This window comes from Rhodospirillales bacterium (assembly GCA_016699855.1).
Classification (GTDB): Bacteria; Pseudomonadota; Alphaproteobacteria; order Reyranellales; family Reyranellaceae.
In genome coordinates, this window is record CP064988.1 from 1,982,614 (window position 1) to 2,003,098 (window position 20,485).

Annotated in this window: 18 protein-coding genes; 6 read left to right on the top strand and 12 right to left on the bottom strand. The window is 71.8% G+C overall.

The genetic code is table 11. The features are described from left to right. Positions 1 to 389 precede the first annotated feature (389 nt). Positions 390 to 1,901, bottom strand: a complete 1,512-nt coding sequence (locus IPK81_09230) for an altronate dehydratase (protein ID QQS14321.1) — start codon at positions 1,899 to 1,901, stop codon at positions 390 to 392. A gap of 262 nt (positions 1,902 to 2,163) precedes the next feature. Between IPK81_09230 and IPK81_09235 the strand changes: the two genes are divergently transcribed. The 3 genes from IPK81_09235 to IPK81_09245 all read left to right on the top strand — a co-directional run bounded on the left by IPK81_09235 (position 2,164) and on the right by IPK81_09245 (position 6,015). Beyond that, positions 2,164 to 3,021, top strand: a complete 858-nt coding sequence (locus IPK81_09235; protein QQS14322.1) for a branched-chain amino acid aminotransferase — start codon at positions 2,164 to 2,166, stop codon at positions 3,019 to 3,021. A gap of 71 nt (positions 3,022 to 3,092) precedes the next feature. Continuing rightward, complete coding sequence (locus tag IPK81_09240) at positions 3,093 to 4,031, top strand: tetratricopeptide repeat protein (protein ID QQS14323.1); 939 nt, start codon at positions 3,093 to 3,095, stop codon at positions 4,029 to 4,031. 118 nt (positions 4,032 to 4,149) lie between these two features. Beyond that, positions 4,150 to 6,015: a tetratricopeptide repeat protein gene (locus IPK81_09245; GenBank protein ID QQS14324.1), complete on the top strand. Its 1,866-nt coding sequence runs from the start codon at positions 4,150 to 4,152 to the stop codon at positions 6,013 to 6,015. A 19-nt stretch (positions 6,016 to 6,034) separates the two neighbouring features. Here IPK81_09245 and IPK81_09250 read toward each other — a convergent pair whose 3' ends face one another. From IPK81_09250 to IPK81_09300, 11 genes are all read right to left on the bottom strand, one after another. Further along, complete coding sequence (locus IPK81_09250) at positions 6,035 to 7,183, bottom strand: acyl-CoA dehydrogenase family protein (GenBank protein ID QQS14325.1); 1,149 nt, start codon at positions 7,181 to 7,183, stop codon at positions 6,035 to 6,037. Positions 7,184 to 7,206: 23 nt separating this feature from the next. Beyond that, on the bottom strand, positions 7,207 to 7,992 hold the full coding sequence (gene badI, locus IPK81_09255; protein QQS14326.1) for a 2-ketocyclohexanecarboxyl-CoA hydrolase: 786 nt from the start codon (positions 7,990 to 7,992) through the stop codon (positions 7,207 to 7,209). A gap of 103 nt (positions 7,993 to 8,095) precedes the next feature. Next, positions 8,096 to 8,599 (bottom strand): DNA starvation/stationary phase protection protein, encoded by a 504-nt coding sequence (locus IPK81_09260; protein ID QQS14327.1) that lies wholly within the window; start codon positions 8,597 to 8,599, stop codon positions 8,096 to 8,098. Positions 8,600 to 8,671: 72 nt separating this feature from the next. Continuing rightward, entirely contained in the window at positions 8,672 to 9,175 is a 504-nt protein-coding gene (locus IPK81_09265) for a MarR family transcriptional regulator (GenBank protein QQS14328.1), read from the bottom strand. Beyond that, positions 9,175 to 10,335, bottom strand: a complete 1,161-nt coding sequence (locus IPK81_09270; protein ID QQS14329.1) for a twin-arginine translocation pathway signal protein — start codon at positions 10,333 to 10,335, stop codon at positions 9,175 to 9,177. The genes IPK81_09265 and IPK81_09270 overlap by 1 nt, the downstream gene beginning before the upstream one ends. 97 nt (positions 10,336 to 10,432) lie before the next feature. Beyond that, on the bottom strand, positions 10,433 to 11,080 hold the full coding sequence (locus IPK81_09275) for a hypothetical protein (GenBank protein QQS14330.1): 648 nt from the start codon (positions 11,078 to 11,080) through the stop codon (positions 10,433 to 10,435). After that, positions 11,077 to 11,907: a hypothetical protein gene (locus IPK81_09280; GenBank protein QQS14331.1), complete on the bottom strand. Its 831-nt coding sequence runs from the start codon at positions 11,905 to 11,907 to the stop codon at positions 11,077 to 11,079. The genes IPK81_09275 and IPK81_09280 overlap by 4 nt, the downstream gene beginning before the upstream one ends. 306 nt (positions 11,908 to 12,213) lie before the next feature. After that, entirely contained in the window at positions 12,214 to 13,821 is a 1,608-nt protein-coding gene (locus IPK81_09285; protein QQS14332.1) for a lysine--tRNA ligase, read from the bottom strand. 51 nt (positions 13,822 to 13,872) lie between these two features. Continuing rightward, on the bottom strand, positions 13,873 to 14,616 hold the full coding sequence (locus IPK81_09290; protein QQS14333.1) for a hypothetical protein: 744 nt from the start codon (positions 14,614 to 14,616) through the stop codon (positions 13,873 to 13,875). After that, complete coding sequence (locus IPK81_09295) at positions 14,571 to 15,353, bottom strand: hypothetical protein (protein QQS14334.1); 783 nt, start codon at positions 15,351 to 15,353, stop codon at positions 14,571 to 14,573. The genes IPK81_09290 and IPK81_09295 overlap by 46 nt, the downstream gene beginning before the upstream one ends. A 52-nt stretch (positions 15,354 to 15,405) precedes the next feature. Then, positions 15,406 to 16,404 carry a tripartite tricarboxylate transporter substrate binding protein gene (locus tag IPK81_09300; protein QQS15029.1) on the bottom strand — a complete coding sequence of 333 codons (999 nt, stop codon included), beginning with the start codon at positions 16,402 to 16,404 and terminating at the stop codon, positions 15,406 to 15,408. A gap of 84 nt (positions 16,405 to 16,488) precedes the next feature. Between IPK81_09300 and IPK81_09305 the strand changes: the two genes are divergently transcribed. The 3 genes from IPK81_09305 to IPK81_09315 are packed head-to-tail and all read left to right on the top strand — an operon-like array spanning position 16,489 to position 20,431. Next, positions 16,489 to 17,199, top strand: coding sequence for a TetR/AcrR family transcriptional regulator (locus IPK81_09305; GenBank protein QQS14335.1), 711 nt, complete (start codon positions 16,489 to 16,491; stop codon positions 17,197 to 17,199). Beyond that, complete coding sequence (locus tag IPK81_09310; protein QQS14336.1) at positions 17,196 to 18,812, top strand: AMP-binding protein; 1,617 nt, start codon at positions 17,196 to 17,198, stop codon at positions 18,810 to 18,812. The genes IPK81_09305 and IPK81_09310 overlap by 4 nt, the downstream gene beginning before the upstream one ends. After that, a complete protein-coding gene (locus IPK81_09315) occupies positions 18,809 to 20,431 on the top strand; it encodes an acyl-CoA carboxylase (GenBank protein QQS14337.1) in 1,623 nt (540 codons plus the stop codon). Before IPK81_09310 ends, IPK81_09315 begins: the two co-directional genes overlap by 4 nt. Positions 20,432 to 20,485: the final 54 nt, after the last annotated feature.

Sequence of the window (20,485 nt, forward strand, 5' to 3'; positions counted from 1 at the left end):
TCTCGCTCAACACGAAACACGCGCCACGTTCGAGCTCGCGCGCCCGTCCCTGCGCTGGCTGCCGGGCGCTATCGATCCGCGAAGCGCAGAATGACGCCAGCTCATAGATCAAGCCTTCACTGCCACCGTTGAACGTGGATTGCGGAGGTATTCCTGTCCTAGCGATCACTCGACTGGCGCACTCAGGCGACAGCAACTTCATGCTTTCGACCGAACGAAACGGTGTCGCGCTTCCAAGACCGGAGCAAACGCCGAAGAGACCGTCGCGGACCTCTTCCATCGTGTCCCAGTCACCCTGCTTGGCAAGCGCCTCACCTAGTCCGACCACGCAAGAAAGGGCGACCGCGATTCCATGCCGAACGTAGGATCGTGCGTACATCGACAGACCCTCACATCGTCGCGCCGATCTTCCACGGCTCGAACTCGTCGTCGCCGATGCCCAGCGCCTCGCTCTTGGTCTTCTCGCCGGACGCCACCCGCAGGACCAGGTCGAAGATCGCGCGGCCGGATTCCTGGATCGACTCGTCGCCGTCGACGATGGTGCCGCAGTTGATGTCCATGTCGTCGGTCATGCGGCGGTAGAGCGCGGTGTTGGTCGCGAGCTTGATCGACGGCGTGGGCTTGCAGCCGAACACGCTGCCGCGGCCGGTGGTGAAGCACAGCACGTTGGCGCCGCCGGCCACCTGGCCGGTCGCCGACACCGGATCGTAGCCGGGCGAATCCATGTAGACGAAACCCTTGGCGGTGATCGGCTCGGCGTATTTGTAGACGTCGACGAGATTCGTGGTGCCGCCCTTGGCGACGGCGCCCAGCGACTTCTCGAGGATCGTCGTCAGGCCGCCGGCCTTGTTGCCCGGCGACGGGTTGTTGTTCATCTCGCCGCCGGTGCGCGCGCAATGGTCCTCCCACCATTTGATGCGCTCGACGATCTTCTCGCCCACCTCGCGGCTGGCGGCGCGGCGCGTCAGCAGATGCTCGGCGCCGTAGATCTCCGGCGTCTCCGACAGCACGGCCGAGCCGCCGTTGCGCACCAGCAGGTCGACGGCGGCGCCGAGCGCCGGGTTGGCCGAGATGCCGGAATAGCCGTCCGAGCCGCCGCATTGCAGCGCCAGGATCAGCTCACCGGCCGGGATCGGCTCGCGCCGCACCGCGTTCGCCTCGGGCAGGATCTCCTTGAGGAAGCCGACGGCGCGACCGACCGTCTTGGCCACGCCGCCCTCCTCCTGGATCGCCATCGGGATCAGCTTCGGGCCCTCCTTCAGGCCCTCGGCGTGCATGAGGCCGGCGATCTGGTTGGTCTCGCAGCCGAGGCCGAGCACGACGACGGCGGCCATGTTGGGATGGCGCGTGTAGCCCGCGAGCGTGCGGCGCAGCACGTCCATCTCCAGTCCCGACGCCGCCATGCCGCAGCCGCCGCCATGGGTCAACGGCACGACGCCGTCGATGTTGGGGTAGGCCTCGAGCAGCGGCGCCAGCTTGCTGGCGATCATCCGGCTGGTCGCGGCCGAGCAGTTCACGGTGGTGACGATGCCGACGTAGTTGCGCGTCGCGGCGCGGCCGTCGGCGCGGCGGTAGCCCTGGAACGTCGCGGGATCGGCGACGTAGTCGGTCGGGCGCGAATCGGCGCAGAACGCGTAGTCGCGCTCGAAATCGCCCATGACGCAGTTGTGCGTGTGCACGTGGGTGCCGGCCGGCAGATCGTCGGTCGCGAAGCCGATGATCTGGTTGTACTTGCGGATCGGCGCGCCTCTGGCGATCGCCGTCGTCGAGGCCTTGTGGCCGGGCGGCACGCGCTGGGCCACGGCGACCCCCGGCTCGATCTCGGTGCCGGGCAGCAGGTCCATGCGCGCGACGACGACGTTGTCGGCGGCATGCAGGCGGATGACGAGCGGCGCGGCCATGGCGGGACCTCCGGGACCTGGGGCGGCGCACTCTAGCGCGGCCACCGGCCGAGCGGCCAGCGGCGACGCGGCGCCGGTCATCCGCCGGGCCTTTGCCGGCCCGGACGGGGCGAAGCCGGACGACGCGCGTCCGCCCCCGGCGTCCCCGCCGAGGGGGCAACCCAGCTACGTGTACCCTGACAATTTCTGAGTCGAACGGGTCGACGAAGTCGCTATTTTCGGCGCCGTCGACAAGCCGCGAAGCGGCGGAGGGAACACGGCGATGGACACGATCACCTTCTTCGAGGGCAAGTGGCACGACGGCAGCCCCAATCTGATGGGCCCGCGCGACCACGCCTTCTGGCTGTCGTCGATCGTGTTCGACGGCGGCCGCGCCTACGACGGCTGCGGCCCCGACCTCGACCTGCACTCCGCCCGCGTCGTGCGCTCGGCGCGCGCGCTGGGCCTCAATCCGACCAAGACGGCCGCGGAGATCCTCGAGCTCAGCAAGGAGGGGGTGCGCAAGTTCGGCCCCACGGCCGAGCTCTACGTGCGGCCGATGTTCTGGGCGACGAAGGGCGGCGCCGGGCCGATCTCGGTCGATCCCGACAGCGTCAAATTCTGCCTGTGCATCTACGTGGCGCCGATGCCGAAGGCCGGCAGCCTCACCCTGGGCCTGTGCCGCACCATCCGCCGGCCGACGCCGGAGACCGCGCCGACCGACGCCAAGGCGTCGTGCCTCTACCCCAATTCCAGCCGCGGCGTCGCCGAGGTGCTGAAGCGCGGCTTCCTCAACGGCGTCGTGCTCGACGCCATGGGCAACGTCGCGGAGACCTGCAGCTCCAATCTGTTCCTGGTGAAGGACGGCGTGGTCGTCACGCCGGTGGCCAACGGCTCGTTCCTCGCCGGAATCACGCGCAACCGCGCCATCGACCTGCTGCGCCGGTCCGGCGCCACGGTGGTCGAGCGCACCGTCACGCCGGACGAGCTCGACACCGCCGACGAGATCTTCACCACCGGCAACGCCGGCAAGGTGCAGGCCTGCACGCGCTACGAGAGCCGCGACCTGCAGCCCGGCCCGGTGGCGCGCAAGGCCGCCGAGCTCTACCGCGACTTCGCGCAGACGCAGCGCGTGGTGTGACGCCGACGGCCTTCCCGGCGGCCACGGGCGCGCGATAGGATCGCGCGGACGGAGACTTCGGGGAGGCGGCCATGACGCGGCGGGCGCGGATCACGGCGGGCGCGTTCGTCCTGTCGATCCTCGCGGCCGCCGCGGCGACGGCGCGGCCGGACGCCGACTGGGACCGCTGCCGCGGATCGGACGCGCCCGACGTGGTGATCGCGGCCTGCGGCGCGGTCATCGCCGCCGGCGCCACCAACGAGCGGCTGGCGGTGGCGCACCACAACCGCGGCGTGGCGCACCAGCTCCAGGGCGCGCGCGGACTGGCGATCCGCGACTACGACGAGGCCATCCGCCGCGATCCCGGCGTCGCCGACAGCCACTACAACCGCGGCCTCGTGCACGCGCTCGACGGAAGGCACGACCGCGCGCTGGCCGATTTCGACCGCGCCATCGCGCTCGATCCCGCCGTCGCCGTCTTCTACGACGACCGCGGCCAGTCGCACTTCGCGCGCGGCGCCTACGACCTCGCGCTGGCCGACTACGACCGCGCCCTGGCGATCGATCCCGACGACGCGCGCTTCCACGGCAACCGCGGCAACGCGCGCTACATGAAGGGCGACCTCGCGGGGGCGCTGGCGGACTACGACCGCGCCATCGCGCTGAAGGCGGACTACGCCTTCGCCTACAACAACCGCTGCTGGGTGCGCACGGTGGCCGGCCGCGCCGGGGAGGCGCTGCGCGACTGCGACGAGTCGCTGCGGCTGGCGCCGGGCACGGCGCACGGGCTGGGCTCGCGCGCGCTGGCGCATCTGGCGCTCGGCCGCGCCTCGATGGCGCGCATCGACATCGAGGCGGCGCTGCGCGCCGGGCCGGAGGACGGCCAGCGCCACTACGTGCGCGGCATGGTGCTGCTGGCGCAGGCGCTGCCCGACGACGCCGCGCGCGCCTTCGCCGAGGCGCGCCGGCTGGCGCCGCCCGGCAAGTTCGAGCGCTGGGAGCGCGAGCTGGATCCGTTGCGGAAGCCGTAGCGCGGCGCGTGCGATTCCTCCAGCCGACGCTCGGGACGCGGCCGCTCGCGACGCGGTGGCTGCCCGCATGCGATATGCGCGTCCACGTGGTATCGTCTCCCGATTGACGGGACCCGCCATGTCGCTGTTCGCGCGCGTGCTCAGAATCCTCCGGCCCGGGCCGAAATCCGCGCCGCCGCCATCCGTTGTCCCGATTGACGATGCGTTTCTGCGGTGCGTCGACCCAGACATCACGGTCCCGACCGCGGCGAGGATCGCGGCGTGCGGCGAGTTCATCGCGAGCGGAGGAGGTTCGTACGAGGACCGCGTTACGGCCCACCATGTCAGGGGCCTCATGCTCGCCATGGGCGGCGCGCACGACCGCGCCATCGCGGATTTCACCGCCGCGGATCGCATCATTCCGAGCCTTCCCGGAATCTCCGTCGCCCGCGGTATCTCGAGGCACGGGATCGGGGATCTCGACGGGGCGCTGGCGGACTTCGACCGCGCGCTGCGGCTCCAACACTCCTCCGAGGCATTCTGGCGGCGGGGCGATGTCTGGTTCGACAAGGGCGATCTCGACAGCGCGATCGCCGACTACGACAGATCGATGGATCCGAACCCCGACACACCGGCCCCATACGTGGGCCGGGCCCGTGCGCGGCATGCGAAAGGCGACCTTGACGGTGCGCTGGAGGACGCCGAGGCGGCGGTGCGCGTCGGTCCGCTGGACGCGCAGGCCTTCGGCGCGCGCGCCAACGTCCGCGCGGCGCGAGGGGATATCGACGGCGCGATCATGGACTACGGCGAGGCGATCCGGTTCGATCCGACCGTCGCGGCGATCCGCTACAACCGGGCCAGGGCGTGGCTGGACAAGGGCGATCATGATCGTGCCCTCATCGACCTCGGCGAGGCGCTCAGGCTGAACCCTGGCGACCCTCTGATTCGCACCGACCGCGGCCTGGCAAGGACAAGCAAAGGCGAGCTCGATCTCGCCATCGCGGAGTTCGACGCGGCCCTTCTCGCCGACCCCGGCCATCAGCGCGCGCTTCTCGGGCGCGCTCTGGTCCTGAGATGGAAGGGGGAGTTCGGCCGCTCGATCACGGATCTCGACAAGGTCCTCGCCGCGGGGCCGATCGGTCCGTTGCCGCTGCATCTCCGGGGCCTCGCGAGGCAAGGAAGCGGCGACTTCCACGGTGCCGTCGAGGATTTCGACCATGCGCTTCGGCTCGATCCGCGTGCCGCAGCGGTATTCATCGACCGTGGCCTCGCCCGGAATGGCCTGCGCGACGACGACGGCGCGATCGCGGATTTTGACGAAGCGATACGTCTAGATCCGACCAACGCGCTCGCGTTCCATTGCCGCGGGACGACTTGGAGCTGGAAGGGCGACGTCGAACGGGCTGTCGCGGATTTCGACGAGGCGATCAACCTCGACCCGATCTTCGCCGCGACATACGCCAGCCGCGCGGAGGCGCTCGACACACTCGGCGACACAGACCGCGCCATGAGCGACGTGGAGTCGGCGATCCGCCTCGACCCGCTCGATCCCTTCGCGTGGACCAAACGCGGTGACCTGTGGGCGGCCATGGGCGAGCGCGAACGCGCCTCGCGGGATTTCGACGAGGCGATCCGCGTCGGTCCCGGGTTCGCGATGGCCTACGGCCGGCGTGGCTGGCAGCGGGCGATCTCCGGGGATCTCGCGGGCGCCGCCGTTGACTGCGAGCGCGCGCTGGAGATCGAAAATCTGGACGCGGGGTCCAATGACGCCCGAGCCCTGCTTCGAATGCTTGGCGGCGACCTGGCGGGCGCCCGCGCCGATTTGGCAAACTCGGCGCGGGGCGATCCCCACTACGGGAAGTGCCACTACATGCTGGCGATGATCCACGAGATGGAGGGCGACGCGGAGGGCGCGGCGCGCGAATTCGCCGAGGCACGCAAGCGCGCGACTCCCGGCCATTGGGAGCGCTGGGCCCGCGACCTCGATCCGTTCCGGAAACGGTAGAACGCCGGCGGCGCGCGGCCTAGGCGCCGCGGCCGGCTTTCGCGCGCGAGATGATCATCTTCATGATCTGCGCCGTGCCGTCGCCGATCTCCAGCCCCATCACGTCGCGCAGGCGCTGCTGGTGCGGCAGGTCCATCGACCAGCCGTAATGGCCGTGGGTGAGCAGGCATTGGTGGATCACGTCCACCGCCGTCTTCGGGCCGAGCCATTTGCACATCGCCGCCTCGGCGGTGTGCGGCTGGGCGGCGTCGCGCAGGCGCAGCGCGTGGTAGCAGAGCTGCCGCGCCGCCTCGATCATCGTCTCGCCCTCGGCCAGAGGGAAGGTGACGCCCTGGTTGCGGATGATCGGCGCGCCGAAGGCCTCGCGGCCGCGCGCGTACTCCCAGGTCTCGTCGAGCGACGCCTGCGCGGCGCCGCAGCACTGCAGGCCGATCAGCGCGCGGCTGTAGTCGAAGCCCTGCATCACCTGCGTGAAGCCCATGCCCTCGGCGGCGATGCGGTGCGACTCGGGCACGAACACCGCGTCGTAGAAGATCGAACCGCGGCCGACGGCGCGGCTGCCGAGGTCGTCGAACCGCGTCGTCGACACGCCCTTGGAGTCCATCGGCACGAGGAACGCCGTCACCCCGCGGGCGCCCGATCCGGGCTCGCCGGTGCGCGCGAAGACGATGGCGGCGTCGGCCTGGTCGGCCATGCTGATCGAGGATTTCTCGCCGTTCAGGACGTAGCCGCCGGGCGCGCGCCGCGCCGACACCACGAGGTTGGCGGCGTCGGAGCCGCCGCGCGGCTCGGTCAGCGCCAGCGCCACCACGGCCTCGCCGGCGACGATGCGCCTGATCCACGCCGACGCCAGCTCGGGCGCCGCGTTGCGCGCCAGGATCGCGCCCTCGAGCGAGCCCAGCAGCTGGGCGTAGGCGACGTTGAAGTCGCCGTGCGCGACCGCCTCGATCACCAGCCCGGCGGTGACGCTGGGCTGGCCCAGCCCGCCGAACGCCTCCGGCAGGTCGACGCCGATCAGCCCCAGCGCGCCCATCTCGGCGATCAGCGCGCGGTCGATGCGGCCCTCGCGCTCGCGCGCCATGTAGCCCGGCGCCAGGCGCTCGCGCGCGAAGCGGCGCGCCGTCTCCTGGAACGCCCTCTGTTCGTCGGTGATCGCGGACGCGCCCATACCGTCGCTCCCGGCCCGCGGGCCTATTTCCTCGTGAACTTGCGGAAGTCCGGCTTGCGCTTCTCCATGAAGGCGGCGACGCCCTCGCGCGACTCCTCGCTGGCGTAGTACATCTTCAGCGACTGCATGCCCATGCCGCCGATGCCGCGGATGTTCTCGCTGTCGGCGTTGAAAGAGCGCTTGGCGATGGCGATCGCGGTCGGGCTCTTGGCCATGATCTCGGCGCACCAGCGCGCGATCTCGGCGTCGAGCTGGTCGTGCGGCACGACCGCGTTGACGAGCCCCATCGCCAGCGCCTCGGCGGCGGGATAGCGGCGGCACATGTACCACATCTCGCGCGCCTTCTTCTCGCCGACGACGCGGGCGAGATAGGCGGTGCCGTAGCCGGGATCGACCGAGCCCATGCTGGGGCCGACCTGGCCGAACACCGCCTTCTCCGACGCGATCGTGAAGTCGCACAGCGTCGCCAGCACGTTGCCGCCGCCGATGGCGTAGCCCTGCACGCGCGCGATCACCGGCTTGGGCGCGTCGCGGATGATGGTGTGCAGGTCCTCGACCGGCAGGCCGACCATGCCGCGGCCGTCGTAGTTGCCCTCGTGCGCCGACTGGTCGCCGCCGGTGCAGAAGGCGCGGTCGCCGGCCCCGCCGAGCACGATGACCCCGACCGAATCGTCCCAGCCGGCGCGGTTAAGCGCGTGGATCAACTCCTCGCAGGTGCGCCCGCGGAAGGCGTTCATCACCTTCGGCCGGTTGATGGTGACGCGCGCGACCCCTTCGGCGACGTCGTAGAGGATGTCCTCGTAGGTCATGGCGTCGTCTCCCTCGGTCGTTGTCGTGGATGCCGGCGACGCGCGGCGGAAATAGACGGCGATGGCCGCGCCGGCCGGCGTCCCGACCGGGGACGCGCCAGCGCTACTCCTCTAGCAGCGAACGCAGCATCCACGCCGCCTGCTCGTGCACGGTGAGGCGCTGGGTCAGCAGGTCGGCGGTGGGCTCGTCGCCGGCCTTGTCGGCCAGCGGGAAGACGCCGCGCGCCGTGCGCGCCACCGCCTCGTGGCCCTCGACCAGGATGCGCACCATGTCGAGCGCCTTGGGCGGCTTGACCGGCGCGTCGGCGATCGAGCTGAGCCGGCCGTACTGCGCGTAGCTGCCCGGCGCGGGATGGCCCAGCGAGCGGATGCGCTCGGCGATCGGATCGACGGCGTTCCACAGCTCGGTGTACTGGACCATGAACATCGCGTGCAGCGTGTTGAACATCGGCCCGGTGACGTTCCAGTGGAAATTGTGGGTCGTCAGGTACAGCGTGTAGGTGTCGGCCAGCAGCCGCGACAGGCCGGCGGCGATCGCCGCGCGGTCCTTCTCGGCGATGCCGATGCTGATCGCCGGTACGGCCGCGCGCGCCTTGCTCTTCGCCATGGTCCCACCTCTAGAATCGAGGCCGCCACGGTAGGCCGGCGCCGCGCCGCGCTCAAGAAGCACGATGCCGCGTCAGTCGCGCTCGGCGTCGAGCCAGCGCTTGAGGCGGTCGAGATCGTCGAACATGCGCTCCAGATCGCGCGGCGACCGGTCGGCGAAGGCCGCGCCGAGCGCCGGCATCAGCGCGTCGACGGCGGCGGCGTGGCGCGCTGCGCCCGCTCGGCTCAGGCGCAGCGTCTTCGAGCGGCCGTCGCGCGGGTTCGCGGATTCGACCAGCCATCCCTTCTCGACCAGCTTCTGGATCGTCTTCGTGACGCCGGGCTGCGGCTGCTGCAGCGCGTGCGCCACGGCGGTGACGGTCCGGTCCTCGTCCGGCCGGTGGCTGAAATGGTTGAGCATGACGAATTGCGGCAGCGGCAGGTCGAGCGGCGCCAGCAACCGGTTGCCGAGGCTGGTCGCGAGCTGGTCGATGATGCCGATCCAGTTGACGATGCGGAACGGCAACGGCGGCGCCTCGATGGGCGCCCGCGCCGCGCCGGCGGACGCCGGCGCCGTCTTTCGTGTCCGCGCTGCCATCAGGCCACCACGAAGCTTCCCGCCGGCCGCCGGGGCGACGGCGCGGCTTCCGCAGCATAGCCGAGGCGGAAGAACATCTGCAGCGTCCTTGCGTCGGCGGTTCCGGTTTCGCGCCGCATGTCCGCGAACAGGCCGGCCATCTCCGGGTACTCCTGCAGCGTCTGGCTGTGCGGCTGGATCGCGACGCCCCGCGCGCTCGCCGCGAGCGCGAGGCGGGCGTAGGCGCGGCCGGCGGCGATCTGGGCGGCGCGCGAATTGTCGTCGGTCGACAGCCAGCCGAACGAGGCCGCGCTGGCGTAACCCTTCATCGCGTAGTCGAGGCCGCCCTGGAACGCCATCGTGCCCGGCGTCAGGGCCTTCTCCGGGGTCATCAGCCCGGCGTGGCGCAGCGCCCACATCATCGGGCCGTGCAGCGAGATGCCGTCGCGGTGGCGCGCGATCTCGGCGGCGCCGATCCGCGCCACGTCGATGCTCTCCTTGAGCGTGCGCGGCGTGCGCATCTCCAGTTCGCTACCGGCGCTGGCGACGCGCCGCAGCGTGGCGACGCGGTCCGGCTCCACCGCGGCGGCGAAGGCGATCCCGGGCGCGCCGGCCACCGCCGCCGCCAGCGCCGCGGCGTCCGCCGCCGACACCGGCCGGCCATCGAACGCGGTCTTGGTGGTACGCCGCCGCGGGATCTGCGCGTGGAGCGGATCGGCGCGCATCGCCGGGCCCTTCACGAAGCGGATCCGCGCCACGGGACGATCGTCGACGTCCCGCGCGTCGAACGCGCCCTCGGGAAACGTCTCGATCTCGACGCGGTGGCCCTCGGCGCCGGCCGCCAGCGACAGCAGCTCGAGGAACGCGCCATGGCCGATCAGGATCTGCCGGCTGTGCGGGTCGGTGTGCGGCAGCAGCCGTGCGCGGTCGACGTAGAGCGTCGCCACGCCGGGTTCGCGCAGATCGACCTTCCAGGATTGGAGATTGTGCGGATTGGGCGCCAGGATCGCCCAGGCCAGCGCGCGACGGCGGATGTCGGCGACTTCGGCCGACGGCCCGTTCCAGCCCTCGACCGCCTCCGCCGGCATGGCGTCCAGCCGCGGCGCGGCCACGGCGCCCGCCGCCGCCAGCACCACGCCACCGCCCACGATTCGGATGAATCCACGCCGCGCCATCGCCATGTCCGCCTCCGATATAAATGCTATGGAATGTTGATATATTCTTTGGAATATTATGGCAAGCAAAAAACATTCATCGGAATATTTACACTCCCCGGCGCTATTTGGATGGAGGCGCGCCGGGCTTCGCGGGCGTGGCCGACGCCGGCGACGCGACCGACGGCTCGGGCAGGGCGCGGTCCAGCAGGCGCTCGGCCAGCCGCGTCGGCAGGGCCGGATCGCCGGCCGGCGGATTGCGGCCCTGGCTCCACGCGAGCGCGGAGTAGGCCTCGTCGATGGCCAGCCCCGGATAGCGGCCGGCGGCCATCATCTCGGCGTACATCGACCGGCCGCCGCTCAGCGTGCCCTTGGCCAGCAGCCGGTAGGTCTCGGCCGGCTGATCGGTCGGCCACCGCTGCGGCTTCGCCACGGCCTGCGCGACGTGGTCGAAGAACGCCGCCGCGGTGTCGCGGTGCTCCGTGGCGAACACGCCGGCCCAGCCGCCCGGTTTCGGCGCCTCGACCAATCGTTTGCCGATCGCGGCGATGTCGCGCACCGCGGTCGGTTCGTCGGTCCGACGCAGAGTGACGCGGATCGCCAACGTCAGCGCCTTGATCCGCAGGACCTTCTCGGCCTCGGCGCGACGTTCCGCCTCCTCGCCCGGCGAGCGTCCGCCGGCCGGGGGTGTCTGGGCGGCCGCGGTCGCCGCCACCGCGGCGGCGAGCAGCGCGCCGATGACCGCGCGGCGTCGCGCGTGACGACCGGTCACGCCGGCGGCCCCGAGGTCCACGAGCCGCCACATTTGATCCCGGAGCCGCTGCCGCTCCAGGTGCCCGAGCCCGACCGCGTGCCGCCGGCCGCGACGACGGAGCCCACCCACCGGACGGAGAAGCTTGAATCACCGCTTCCCACCGCCAGCTTGCCGTCCGGCCCCAGCGTGCCCGACAACGGCCCCGGCGATCCGCCGCCGCTGTACACGTACTGGCCGCTGACGGCGCCGCCCTTGGCGACGGCGACCCTGAACGTGCCCCCGACCTTCGTGCCCTGGTCGCATCCGCCGCCCCACGTGCCGGCCAGGCTGAACGGCGGATCCAAGGGGTTCGCCGGCGCGGCTGTGACCGCAGGCGGCGGGGATAGCTCGGCACGGCGCTTTTCGATGCAGATCTCGACGCTGCGCATCATCACCCGGACCATGCCGAGCCGACCGCGGTGCATCCGCAGATACTCGAGCGCCAGTGTTTCCGCGTCGTCGGCGGTGACGAGCTTATCCTTGGCCTCATTGCGCTTCAAATTCACGCCGTCCAGCCGGCGCTGCAGGGAATCCATGATGTGCTTGGGCTCGCCGCGCGCGTTGGCCTGCTCGACCATCTCCTCCGACCTGGCCGTCTCGATCGTCCATCGGCGGTATTGGTGCCGCTGCTTCTCGATCTCGGCCCGCGCGGCCTCCAGCTTCGCTTCGCGCTCGCGCAGACCCCGCTCGCCGGTCGCGACGCGCTCCCTGGCCCGCCGCGCCAGATCGTCGAGCGCCTCGGCGTCGCGCGCGGCGGCCGCGAGGGCGCATTGCGCCTCGATATGCTCGAATATCTTGAGCGCCATCTCCTCATCCACGGCGCCCCCGGCGCGCGGGGTCTGGGCTACCACGGGCCCGGCGGCGAGCGCACACAGAGCCGCCACGAGGATCACGGCGGTCGCCCGGCGGGAGACGTCAGGTCCGATCAGACGCATGGAGTCCTCCCTCGAAGACGACGCCACTACGCTGCGAACAGTGGACCGGCGGTCCAACGGGTGGTCAGGACGCGCTCCCGGCTCGACCCGTGTGACCCGACGTTATCGCAGTCGTATGCGTTCATCCAGACGGGAGCGGGCGGTCGAGGGAAGCGGCCGCGAAGACGGAAGGCGGCCCTACGCCGCCTCGCCGAGATCCTCGCCGGCGAGCGCGCGGTCGATCAGGCGCACGACGTTGTCGCGACCGTAGAGCTTGATGAAGGCGCCCATGCGCGGGCCCTGGTCGCTGCCCAGCAGCACCTGGTAGAGCGCGCCGAACCAGTCGCGCAGCTTGTCCTTGGCGAAGTGCCGCTTGCCGGCCTCGTAGACCTCGTTCTGGATCGCCTCGGCGGTGGCGTCGTCGGACATCGTCCGCAGCGTCGTGGCGAGATCGGCCAGCGCCGGACGCTCGGCGTCGCTGGGCAGCCGGAACTTCTTGTTCGCCTTCACGAAGTCGACGTAGTAGCGCGCCGCGCGCGCCAGCAGCGTGTCGAGATAGGGCGCGGTCTCCGGCGTCGCGCCCGGCACGTAGCGGCGCAGATATTGCCAGAGCACGTCCTTGTCGTCGGTGTTGGCGACGCCGGCGAGGTTGAGCAGCATCGCGAAGCTGACGCCGGCGACGCGGTTGTCCGGCGCCTTGCCGTCGTGGATATGCCACGCCGGGTTCTCGAGCGCCTTGTCCGGCGTCTCGGCCGGCAGCTTCTCGACGAAGGCGAGATACTCGTCGACGGCGCGCGGGATGACGTCGAAGTACAGCCGCTTGGCCCGCCGCGGCTGCTGGAACATGTACAGCGCCAGCGATTCCGGCGGCGCGTAGGCCAGCCACTCCTCGACCGAGAGCCCGTTGCCCTTCGACTTGGAGATCTTGCGGCCCTGGTCGTCGAGGAACAGCTCGTAGAAGAAGCCGTCCGGCGGCGTGCCGCCGAGGATGCGCACGATCTTGGCGCTGAGCTCGGCCGACGGGATCAGGTCCTTGCCGTACATCTCGAAATCGACGCCGAGCGCGTGCCAGCGCCCGGCCCAGTCGGCCTTCCACTGCAGCTTGACGTTGCCGCCGGTGACCGGCGTCTCGACCAGCGCGCCGTCGCCGTCGCGGTAGACGATGGTGCCGGCGTCGGCGTCCGTCGCGACCACCGGCGCCTGCAGCACGCGGCCGGTCTTGCGGCACACCGGCAGGAAGACGCTGTAGGTGCTCTGCCGCTCCTCGCCCAGGGTCGGCAGCATGACGGCCTGGATCTCGTCGTAGTGGCGCAGCATCGCCAGCAGCATCGGATCGAACCGGCCGGACTTGTACCAGTCGGTCGCCGACTGGAACTCGTACTCGAAGCCGAACGAATCGAGGAACGCGTTGAGGCGGGCGTTGTTGTGCGCGCCGAAGCTCTCGTGCGTGCCGAACGGATCGGGCACCGCCGTCAGCGGCTTGCCGAGGTGCTGCGCCAGCATCTCTTTGTTGGGCACGTTGTCCGGCACCTTGCGGAAGCCGTCCATGTCGTCGGAGAAGCAGAACAGCCGCGTCGGCACGTCCGACAGCCGCCGGAACGCCTGGCGCACCATGGTGGTGCGCACGACCTCGCCGAAGGTGCCGATATGCGGCAGGCCCGAGGGGCCGTAGCCGGTCTCGAACAGCACGTAGCCCTTGGCCGGCGTTTTCGAGACGTCGGCTCCGCCCAGTCGCGCGACGATCTTGCGCGCCTCCTCGAAGGGCCACGCCCGCGCCTGTTCCGCCAAGAGCCGTTCCGCGCCCATGCCGCCGTCCAATCCGTGGAAAACCGCGTCCGCGCGCGGAAAGCGGGCAAACTAGGTGCGGTCCGACAGGGCGTCAACCGCGCCACGGCGCCACGCCGACCGCAGCGCCAGCAGGGTTCCCGCCGAGAACACGAGGCGTCCGACCAGCGCGGTGCTCAGGATGCCGGCGACGGACGACAGCGCCGACGAGACCGGCGCGGCCGCCGACGCCTCGGCGGTGGCGTCGACGCCGTCACCGACCCAGTGCCCCCAGCCGAGCGCGGCGCCGGCGGCCGCGATCCACGTGATCGCCGCGGCCACGGTCCAGCGGCGCGCCGAGAATCCGCCGCGCGCCAGCAGGCGTCCCGACCAGACGGTCCAACCGGCGACCACGAGCGTCGCCACGACCAGGCCGTTCCAGCGCCACTCCGGCAGCAGATGGTTGGTCGCCCAGATGCCGCAGACAGCCACCGCGACGGCCGCGCAGCCCAGCGGCGCCCATGGCGCCGGCGATGGATGGACGCGGCGCAGCAGCCACGCCTCGACTCCGAGCGTCAGGCCCTGCCCGACCAGCTCGACCTGGAACCGCTCCCATCCGTACTCGCCCTCGAGCCAGGCGACAGCCTCGGCGAGCGGCAGCTCGGCAGGGAGGTGGCGCAGGCCGTCGCCGATGGCGACGCGCACGGTCGCGTAGGCCGCGAGCAGGGCGGCGGGCAGCGCGCCGGCAGCGATCCAGATCGCGGCGAAGCGCGCATCGATGGCGCCGCCGCTCAGATGCGGCTCCCCACGTCGCGCGGCGCGCGGCGGGACACCCAACCGGCGGTCACGATCCCGAACAATGCCCCGGCGGCGGCGGACGCCAGCATCGGCGCGTAGAGGCCGGCGTGGGTCAAGGTCTGGAACATCGAGGCGCCGCCATCGGGCAGGGCGGCGCCGAACGGCTTGAGGAAAGCCTCGGTGCCGATCACCAGGGCCACCATCGTCGCGAACGACAACGCCACCGCGATCACGACCCACGCGGCGGCGGCCCGCGCGATCCACTCCAGCCCGGCGGATCGGCCGCCGACGGCGACGCCGGCCTGCGCCAAGGCGCAGGCCGATCCGAGCAGCGCCGTGGAGATCAGCGCGCGCATCATCTGGCGCGTCCACATCTCGGCCGCCTCGCCGGCCGGCGTCATCGCGTCGCCGGACACCACGTCGGCGACGAAGCGCGACACCGCGCCGGCGACCGCCGACACCGGGGCGTCGAATTCCGCCATCGTCTCGGCCCACACCAGGGCGCCGCCGGCGCCGACCGCGACGACCATGCCGGCGCCGAACCACAGCCACCACAGCGGCGCCAGCGGCCGCAGCGCGAAGGCCTGCACGGCGACCAGCACGAGGACCAGCGCGACCGGCGTGCTGGCGTCGACGATGTCGACCATGATGTGCAGCGCCGGCGCCCCCGGATCGCCGAGCGACGCCGCCAGCCCCGCGCCCTTGACGACCGCCAGCGTCACCGCAGCCACCGCGTGGGCGCGCGCCCATTCGCGCGCGGGGGTCCCGGACTCCATGCGCCAGCGATACGGGCCGGCCCGGCGCCGGTCAACCGCCGACGCCGCGCGGCTACTGCGGCGTGAGGTTCAGCTCGCGCACGGAGGACACCAGCTGCGGCCCCATCTCCTTGATGAACGCCTCGAAATCGGCGCGGCCCTGGATGCCCTGGTCGAGGCCGAACTGGTCGACCAGACCCTTCACGCGCGGCGTGGCGTTGGCCTCGACCATGCCGGCGGACAGCGCGTCGACGATCTCGCGCGGCGTGGCGGCCGGCGCGACGCAGCACACCATGCTCTCCATCAGGAAGTAGGGATGCGTCGCGCCCTGCTCGAGGAACGTCCTCACGTCGGGCAGCTTGCTCCTCATGCGCGTGCGCGTCGGCACGGCGACCGGCCGGATGTTGCCGGCCTGCAGCGCCGACAGCGCGCCGAGATAGGTCGAGCACGCGGCCTGGGTCACGCCCGCCGACAGATCGGCCCACATCGGCGCCTCGCCGCGGTAGTGGACCGGCTCCATGCTCAGCCCGTAGATCTCGTTGAGCTTGACGCAGAAGATGTGCGACAGCGACCCCGGCCCGGTGGTGCCGAAGCTGGTCTTGTTGGCCTTGGCGTAGGCCACGAGGTCGGCGAGGCCGGCGTTTCCGGGCACCGACTTGTGCACGAACAGCGGCACCTTGCCGGCCGACAGCATGGCGATCGGCGTGAAGTCGCGCTCGGTGTCGTAGGGGACGTTCTTGAAGATGACCCGGTTCTGGAACATCGCGGTCGAGTTCGTGAACAGGATCGTGTAGCCGTCGGGCGGCGATTTCGCGACCAGCTCGGCCGCGATCATCGAGCCGGCGCCGGTCTTGTTCTCGACCACGAACGGCTGCTTGTGCTTCTCCGTCAGGAACTCCGCCGTGACGCGGGCCATGATGTCGGTGAGCCCGCCGGCGGCGTAGCCGCAGACGAAGCGCACGGGCTTGTTCGGCCAGCCCGCCGGTTGGGCGCGGCCGGCGCCGGCCGCGAGACCGGCGAGCGCCAAGGCGCTTCCACCGACGAAACCCCGCCGGGTCGTGCGATCGATCATCGTTTCCTCCGCATCCACCGGATTCCAGCGCCGGCGACGGCCCCATCCGGATATTTACTTGCTGGCTGACAAGCAAGTGCTAGAGTGCCGCGTATGAGGGCAGAGGGCAAGGCCGAGTTTCAGGTCGCGGGCGAGACCGCGCGCCGCACCCAGGCGGCGCGGCGCGGCGAGTCGGACCGGCGCATGCTGCGCGCCGCGACGCGGCTGTTCGCGCGCCAGGGCGTCGCCGGCACCAGCCTCGCCGAGGTCGGCGTCGCCGCCGGCTACAGCCGCGGCCTCCCGGTCGAGCGCTTCGGCAGCAAGCGCGGCCTGATCGAGGCCCTGCTCGACTCGATGGCGGCGTGGTTCGAGACTCGGGTCGCGGCCTCGCCGGGCGGCCGGCGCGGCGTCGCCGCCGTGATCGAGCGCATCGACGCGCATGTCGACGGCGCGCGCCGCAGCCCGCTGGCCACGGCGGCGCTCTACGCCGTCTACGTCGAATCGCTGGGCGCGGCGCCGGCGCTGCGGCCGCGCGTCAACGCGCTGATCGACAAATGGCGCGCCGACCTCGCCGCCCGCCTGCGCGAGGGCCAGCGCGACGGCGAGATCCGCGACGACATCGACTGCGCCCAGCAGGCCGCCATCATCCTCGGCGCCCTGCGCGGTCTGGTGATCGAGCATCTGATGGGCGACACCACGACCGATCTCGACGCCATCCGCGACGCGCTGGTCGGGCTGGTGCGCGCCACGCTGCCCGCGGGCGAACCGGCCGGCGGCGCGCGGCGACGGCGGGCCGGAAGGACGACAGGCCGATGACAGGCATCCGACGCGACCCGCGCGTTCCCGCGCCCGAGGACTGCGTGCTGCGCCACCTCGTCGACCGGCGCGCCGCCACGACGCCCGACAAGGTGTTCGTGCGCTTCGACGACGGCGCTGAGTGGACCTACGCCGAGTTGCGCCGCCGCGTGGCGCGCGCCGCCGCGGGTTTGCAGCGCCTCGGCGCACGGCAGGGCGACATGGTGCTGAGCTGGCTGCCCAACGGGCCGGACGCGCTCGTCGTCTGGTTCGCGCTCAACTACCTCGGCGCGGTCTACGTGCCGCTGAACCTCGCCTGGCGCGGGCGGCTGCTGGAGCACGCCATCCGCCTCGCCGGCGCGCGCCTGATCGTCGGCCACGCCGCCCTGCTGCCGCGGCTGGCGGATATCGACCGCGGATCGTTGACCGACGCGGTCGTGGTCGGCGGCGACGGAACGGCGGCGCTTCCCGCCGGTCTGACGGCGCACCCGGCCGGCGTCCTCGCGGTCGACGGCGCCGAACCGGCGCCGCCCGAGCGCCCGATCATGCCGTGGGACACCCAGACGGTGATCTACACGTCGGGCACCACCGGTCCGTCGAAGGGCGTGCTCTGCTCCTACGCCCAGTCGGCCGCTTGCTCCAACGCGCTGGACGCGGTCGACGGGAACGACCGCAACCTCGTGAACCTGCCGCTGTTCCACGCCGGCGGCACCGGCGCCGTCAACCGCATGCTTCTGAAGGGCGGCTCGATCGCGCTGGTCGAGTCGTTCGACACCCGCGCCTTCTGGGACACGGTGCGGCGCACGCGGGCGACCTGCCTGACCCTGCTCGGGGCGATGGTGCCGTTCCTGATGAAGGAGCCGCCGTCGGACCGCGACCGCGACCACACGCTGCGCACCGTCGTGATGGTGCCGCTGAGCGACGATCCGCGCGCCTTCGCCGAGCGCTTCGGCGTCGTGGTCTACACCACGTTCAACATGACGGAGACGTCGTGGCCGCTGGTGTCGGAGCGCGACCCCGTGACGCGCGGCACCTGCGGCCGGCCGCGCCCGGGCGTCGAGGCGCGGCTGGTCGACGCCGACGACTGCGAGGTGCCGGTCGGCGCCGTCGGCGAGCTGATCCTGCGCACCGACGCGCCGTGGGCGATGAACCACGGCTACCACGGCGATCCCGAGGCCACGGCGCGCGCCTGGCGCAACGGCTGGTTCCACACCGGCGACGCCTTCCGCGTCGATTCCGGCGGCAACTACTTCTTCGTCGACCGCATGAAGGACGCGATCCGCCGCCGCGGCGAGAACATCTCGTCGTTCGAGGTCGAGGCCGAGATCGGTGCCCACCCCGACGTGCGCGAGGTCGCCGTCGTCGGCGTGCCGTCCGAGCTCGGCGAGGACGACGTGCTGGCCGTGGTCGCGCCGGTCGAGGGCCGCGTCGTCGACCCGGCGGCGCTGATCGAGCATCTGCGGCCGCGCATGGCGCATTTCATGATCCCGCGCTACGTGCGGATGCTTCCCGAACTACCGAAGACCCCGACGCAGAAGGTGCAGAAGCACCTGCTGCGCGGAGACGGCGTCACCCCGGACACCTGGGACCGCGAGGCGGCCGGAATCCGGATCCGCCGGGAGAGGATCACATGAACGACTCAGCAAGGGCGCCGGGCGCCTCCGCCGCGGCCGACGCGACGCCGACCATCCGCGAGCTGATCGACGGCGTCGCCGCCGCGCGCGGCGCGCTGGGCGACGCGGCGCGGGCCGACGCCGTCGAGCGTCTGCGCGCCCGCGGACGCCTCAGCGCCCGCGAGCGCCTCGCGCGGCTGGTCGACCCCGGCTCGTTCGACGAGCTGGGCGCGCTGGTCGTGGCGCAGGACGAGCCCGACCCGGTCAAATCGCAGGCGCTGCGCGAGCGCACGCCGGCCGACGGCGTGGTCGCCGGCACCGCGCGCATCGACGGCCGTCCGGTGGTCGTGTTCTCGCAGGATTTCAGCGTCCACGGCGGCAGCATCGGCCGGCTCGGCAGCGCCAAGACCCAGCGCGCGCTGAAGATAGCCATCACCGAGGGCGTGCCGCTGGTGATGATCCTCGACGGCGGCGGTCACCGCATCCAGGACGGCCAGGACTCGCGGCACTTCGCCGCCGCCAACGGCATGTTCCACGACATGGCGCGCGCCTCGGGCTGGATACCGATGGTCGCCCTGATGCTGGGCGCCGGCTTCGCCGGGCCGACCAACTACGCCGGCATGGCCGATCTGGTCGTCATGGTGCGCGGCCTATCGACGATGGGACTCGCGGGGCCGGCGCTGGTGAAGGCCGCGACCGGCGAGGAGCCGGACATCCAGGCGCTGGGCGGCGCCGAGGTCCAGGTCGACCGCCAAGGTATCGCCGATCTCGGCGTCGCCGACGAGGACGCGGCGCTGGCGGCCGCGAAGCGCTTCCTCTCCTACCTGCCGGCCAACGCCCGCGACGTGGCGCCGACGACCTCCGTCGACGGCGTCGCCGCGCGGCTCGACGATTCGATCCTCGACCTCGTGCCGGTCTCGACCCGCAAGGCCTACGACGTCCGCAAGGTGCTGGCCAAGATCGTCGATCCCGGCAGCGTCATGGAACTGAAGCCGACCTTCGCCGGCAATCTCGTGACGGCGCTGGCGCGGCTCGGCGGCCGGCCAGTGGGCCTCATCGCCAACCAGGCGCTGCGTCTGGGCGGCATGCTCGACGCCAACGCCTGCGACAAGGGCGCGCATTTCATCGCCATGTGCGACGCCTTCGGCGTGCCGCTGGTGTCGTTCATCGACGTGCCCGGCTTCTCGATCGGCTCCGGCGCCGAGCGCACCGGGCTCGGACGGCGCAGCGCCAAGCTGGTGTTCGAATGGGGCCACGCCAGCGTGCCGCGCGTCTCGGTCGTGCTGCGCAAGGGCTACGGGCTGGGCTATTTCGCCATGGCCGGCGGCCGCAGCTTCGGTGCCGACGCGTGCTTCGCCTGGCCGACCGCCGAGATCTGCGCCATGTCCATCGAGGGCGCGATCGACGTCGCGTTCCGCAAGGAGTACCAGTCGGCGACCGATCCGATGGCGCGCCGCGCCGAGATGATCGCCGAGACCAAACGGCGCGTGAACGCGCTGCGCGCCGCCGAGGGCTTCGGAATCGACGACATCATCGACCCGCGGGACACGCGCCGGCGGCTGATCGAGACGCTGTCGCGGGCCCGCCCGCGGCGGCCCAACGACCACCCGCCAAAGCACCGTTCGATCGTTCCGATCTGACCGCCCGCCCGGGGCGCGCGGCGGCGCCGGCGACGGCGCGGCGGCGTTCCCGAA

Bases quoted from the DNA above. Each gene is read 5' to 3' on its own strand.
- IPK81_09230 (QQS14321.1), bottom strand. From the start codon at position 1,901: ATGGCCGCGCCGCTCGTCATCCGCCTGCATGCCGCCGACAACGTCGTC.
- IPK81_09235 (QQS14322.1), top strand. From the start codon at position 2,164: ATGGACACGATCACCTTCTTCGAGGGCAAGTGGCACGACGGCAGCCCC.
- IPK81_09240 (QQS14323.1), top strand. From the start codon at position 3,093: ATGACGCGGCGGGCGCGGATCACGGCGGGCGCGTTCGTCCTGTCGATC.
- IPK81_09245 (QQS14324.1), top strand. From the start codon at position 4,150: ATGTCGCTGTTCGCGCGCGTGCTCAGAATCCTCCGGCCCGGGCCGAAA.
- IPK81_09250 (QQS14325.1), bottom strand. From the start codon at position 7,183: ATGGGCGCGTCCGCGATCACCGACGAACAGAGGGCGTTCCAGGAGACG.
- badI (QQS14326.1), bottom strand. From the start codon at position 7,992: ATGACCTACGAGGACATCCTCTACGACGTCGCCGAAGGGGTCGCGCGC.
- IPK81_09260 (QQS14327.1), bottom strand. From the start codon at position 8,599: ATGGCGAAGAGCAAGGCGCGCGCGGCCGTACCGGCGATCAGCATCGGC.
- IPK81_09265 (QQS14328.1), bottom strand. From the start codon at position 9,175: ATGGCAGCGCGGACACGAAAGACGGCGCCGGCGTCCGCCGGCGCGGCG.
- IPK81_09270 (QQS14329.1), bottom strand. From the start codon at position 10,335: ATGGCGATGGCGCGGCGTGGATTCATCCGAATCGTGGGCGGTGGCGTG.
- IPK81_09280 (QQS14331.1), bottom strand. From the start codon at position 11,907: ATGGCGCTCAAGATATTCGAGCATATCGAGGCGCAATGCGCCCTCGCG.
- IPK81_09285 (QQS14332.1), bottom strand. From the start codon at position 13,821: ATGGGCGCGGAACGGCTCTTGGCGGAACAGGCGCGGGCGTGGCCCTTC.
- IPK81_09295 (QQS14334.1), bottom strand. From the start codon at position 15,353: ATGGAGTCCGGGACCCCCGCGCGCGAATGGGCGCGCGCCCACGCGGTG.
- IPK81_09300 (QQS15029.1), bottom strand. From the start codon at position 16,404: ATGATCGATCGCACGACCCGGCGGGGTTTCGTCGGTGGAAGCGCCTTG.
- IPK81_09310 (QQS14336.1), top strand. From the start codon at position 17,196: ATGACAGGCATCCGACGCGACCCGCGCGTTCCCGCGCCCGAGGACTGC.
- IPK81_09315 (QQS14337.1), top strand. From the start codon at position 18,809: ATGAACGACTCAGCAAGGGCGCCGGGCGCCTCCGCCGCGGCCGACGCG.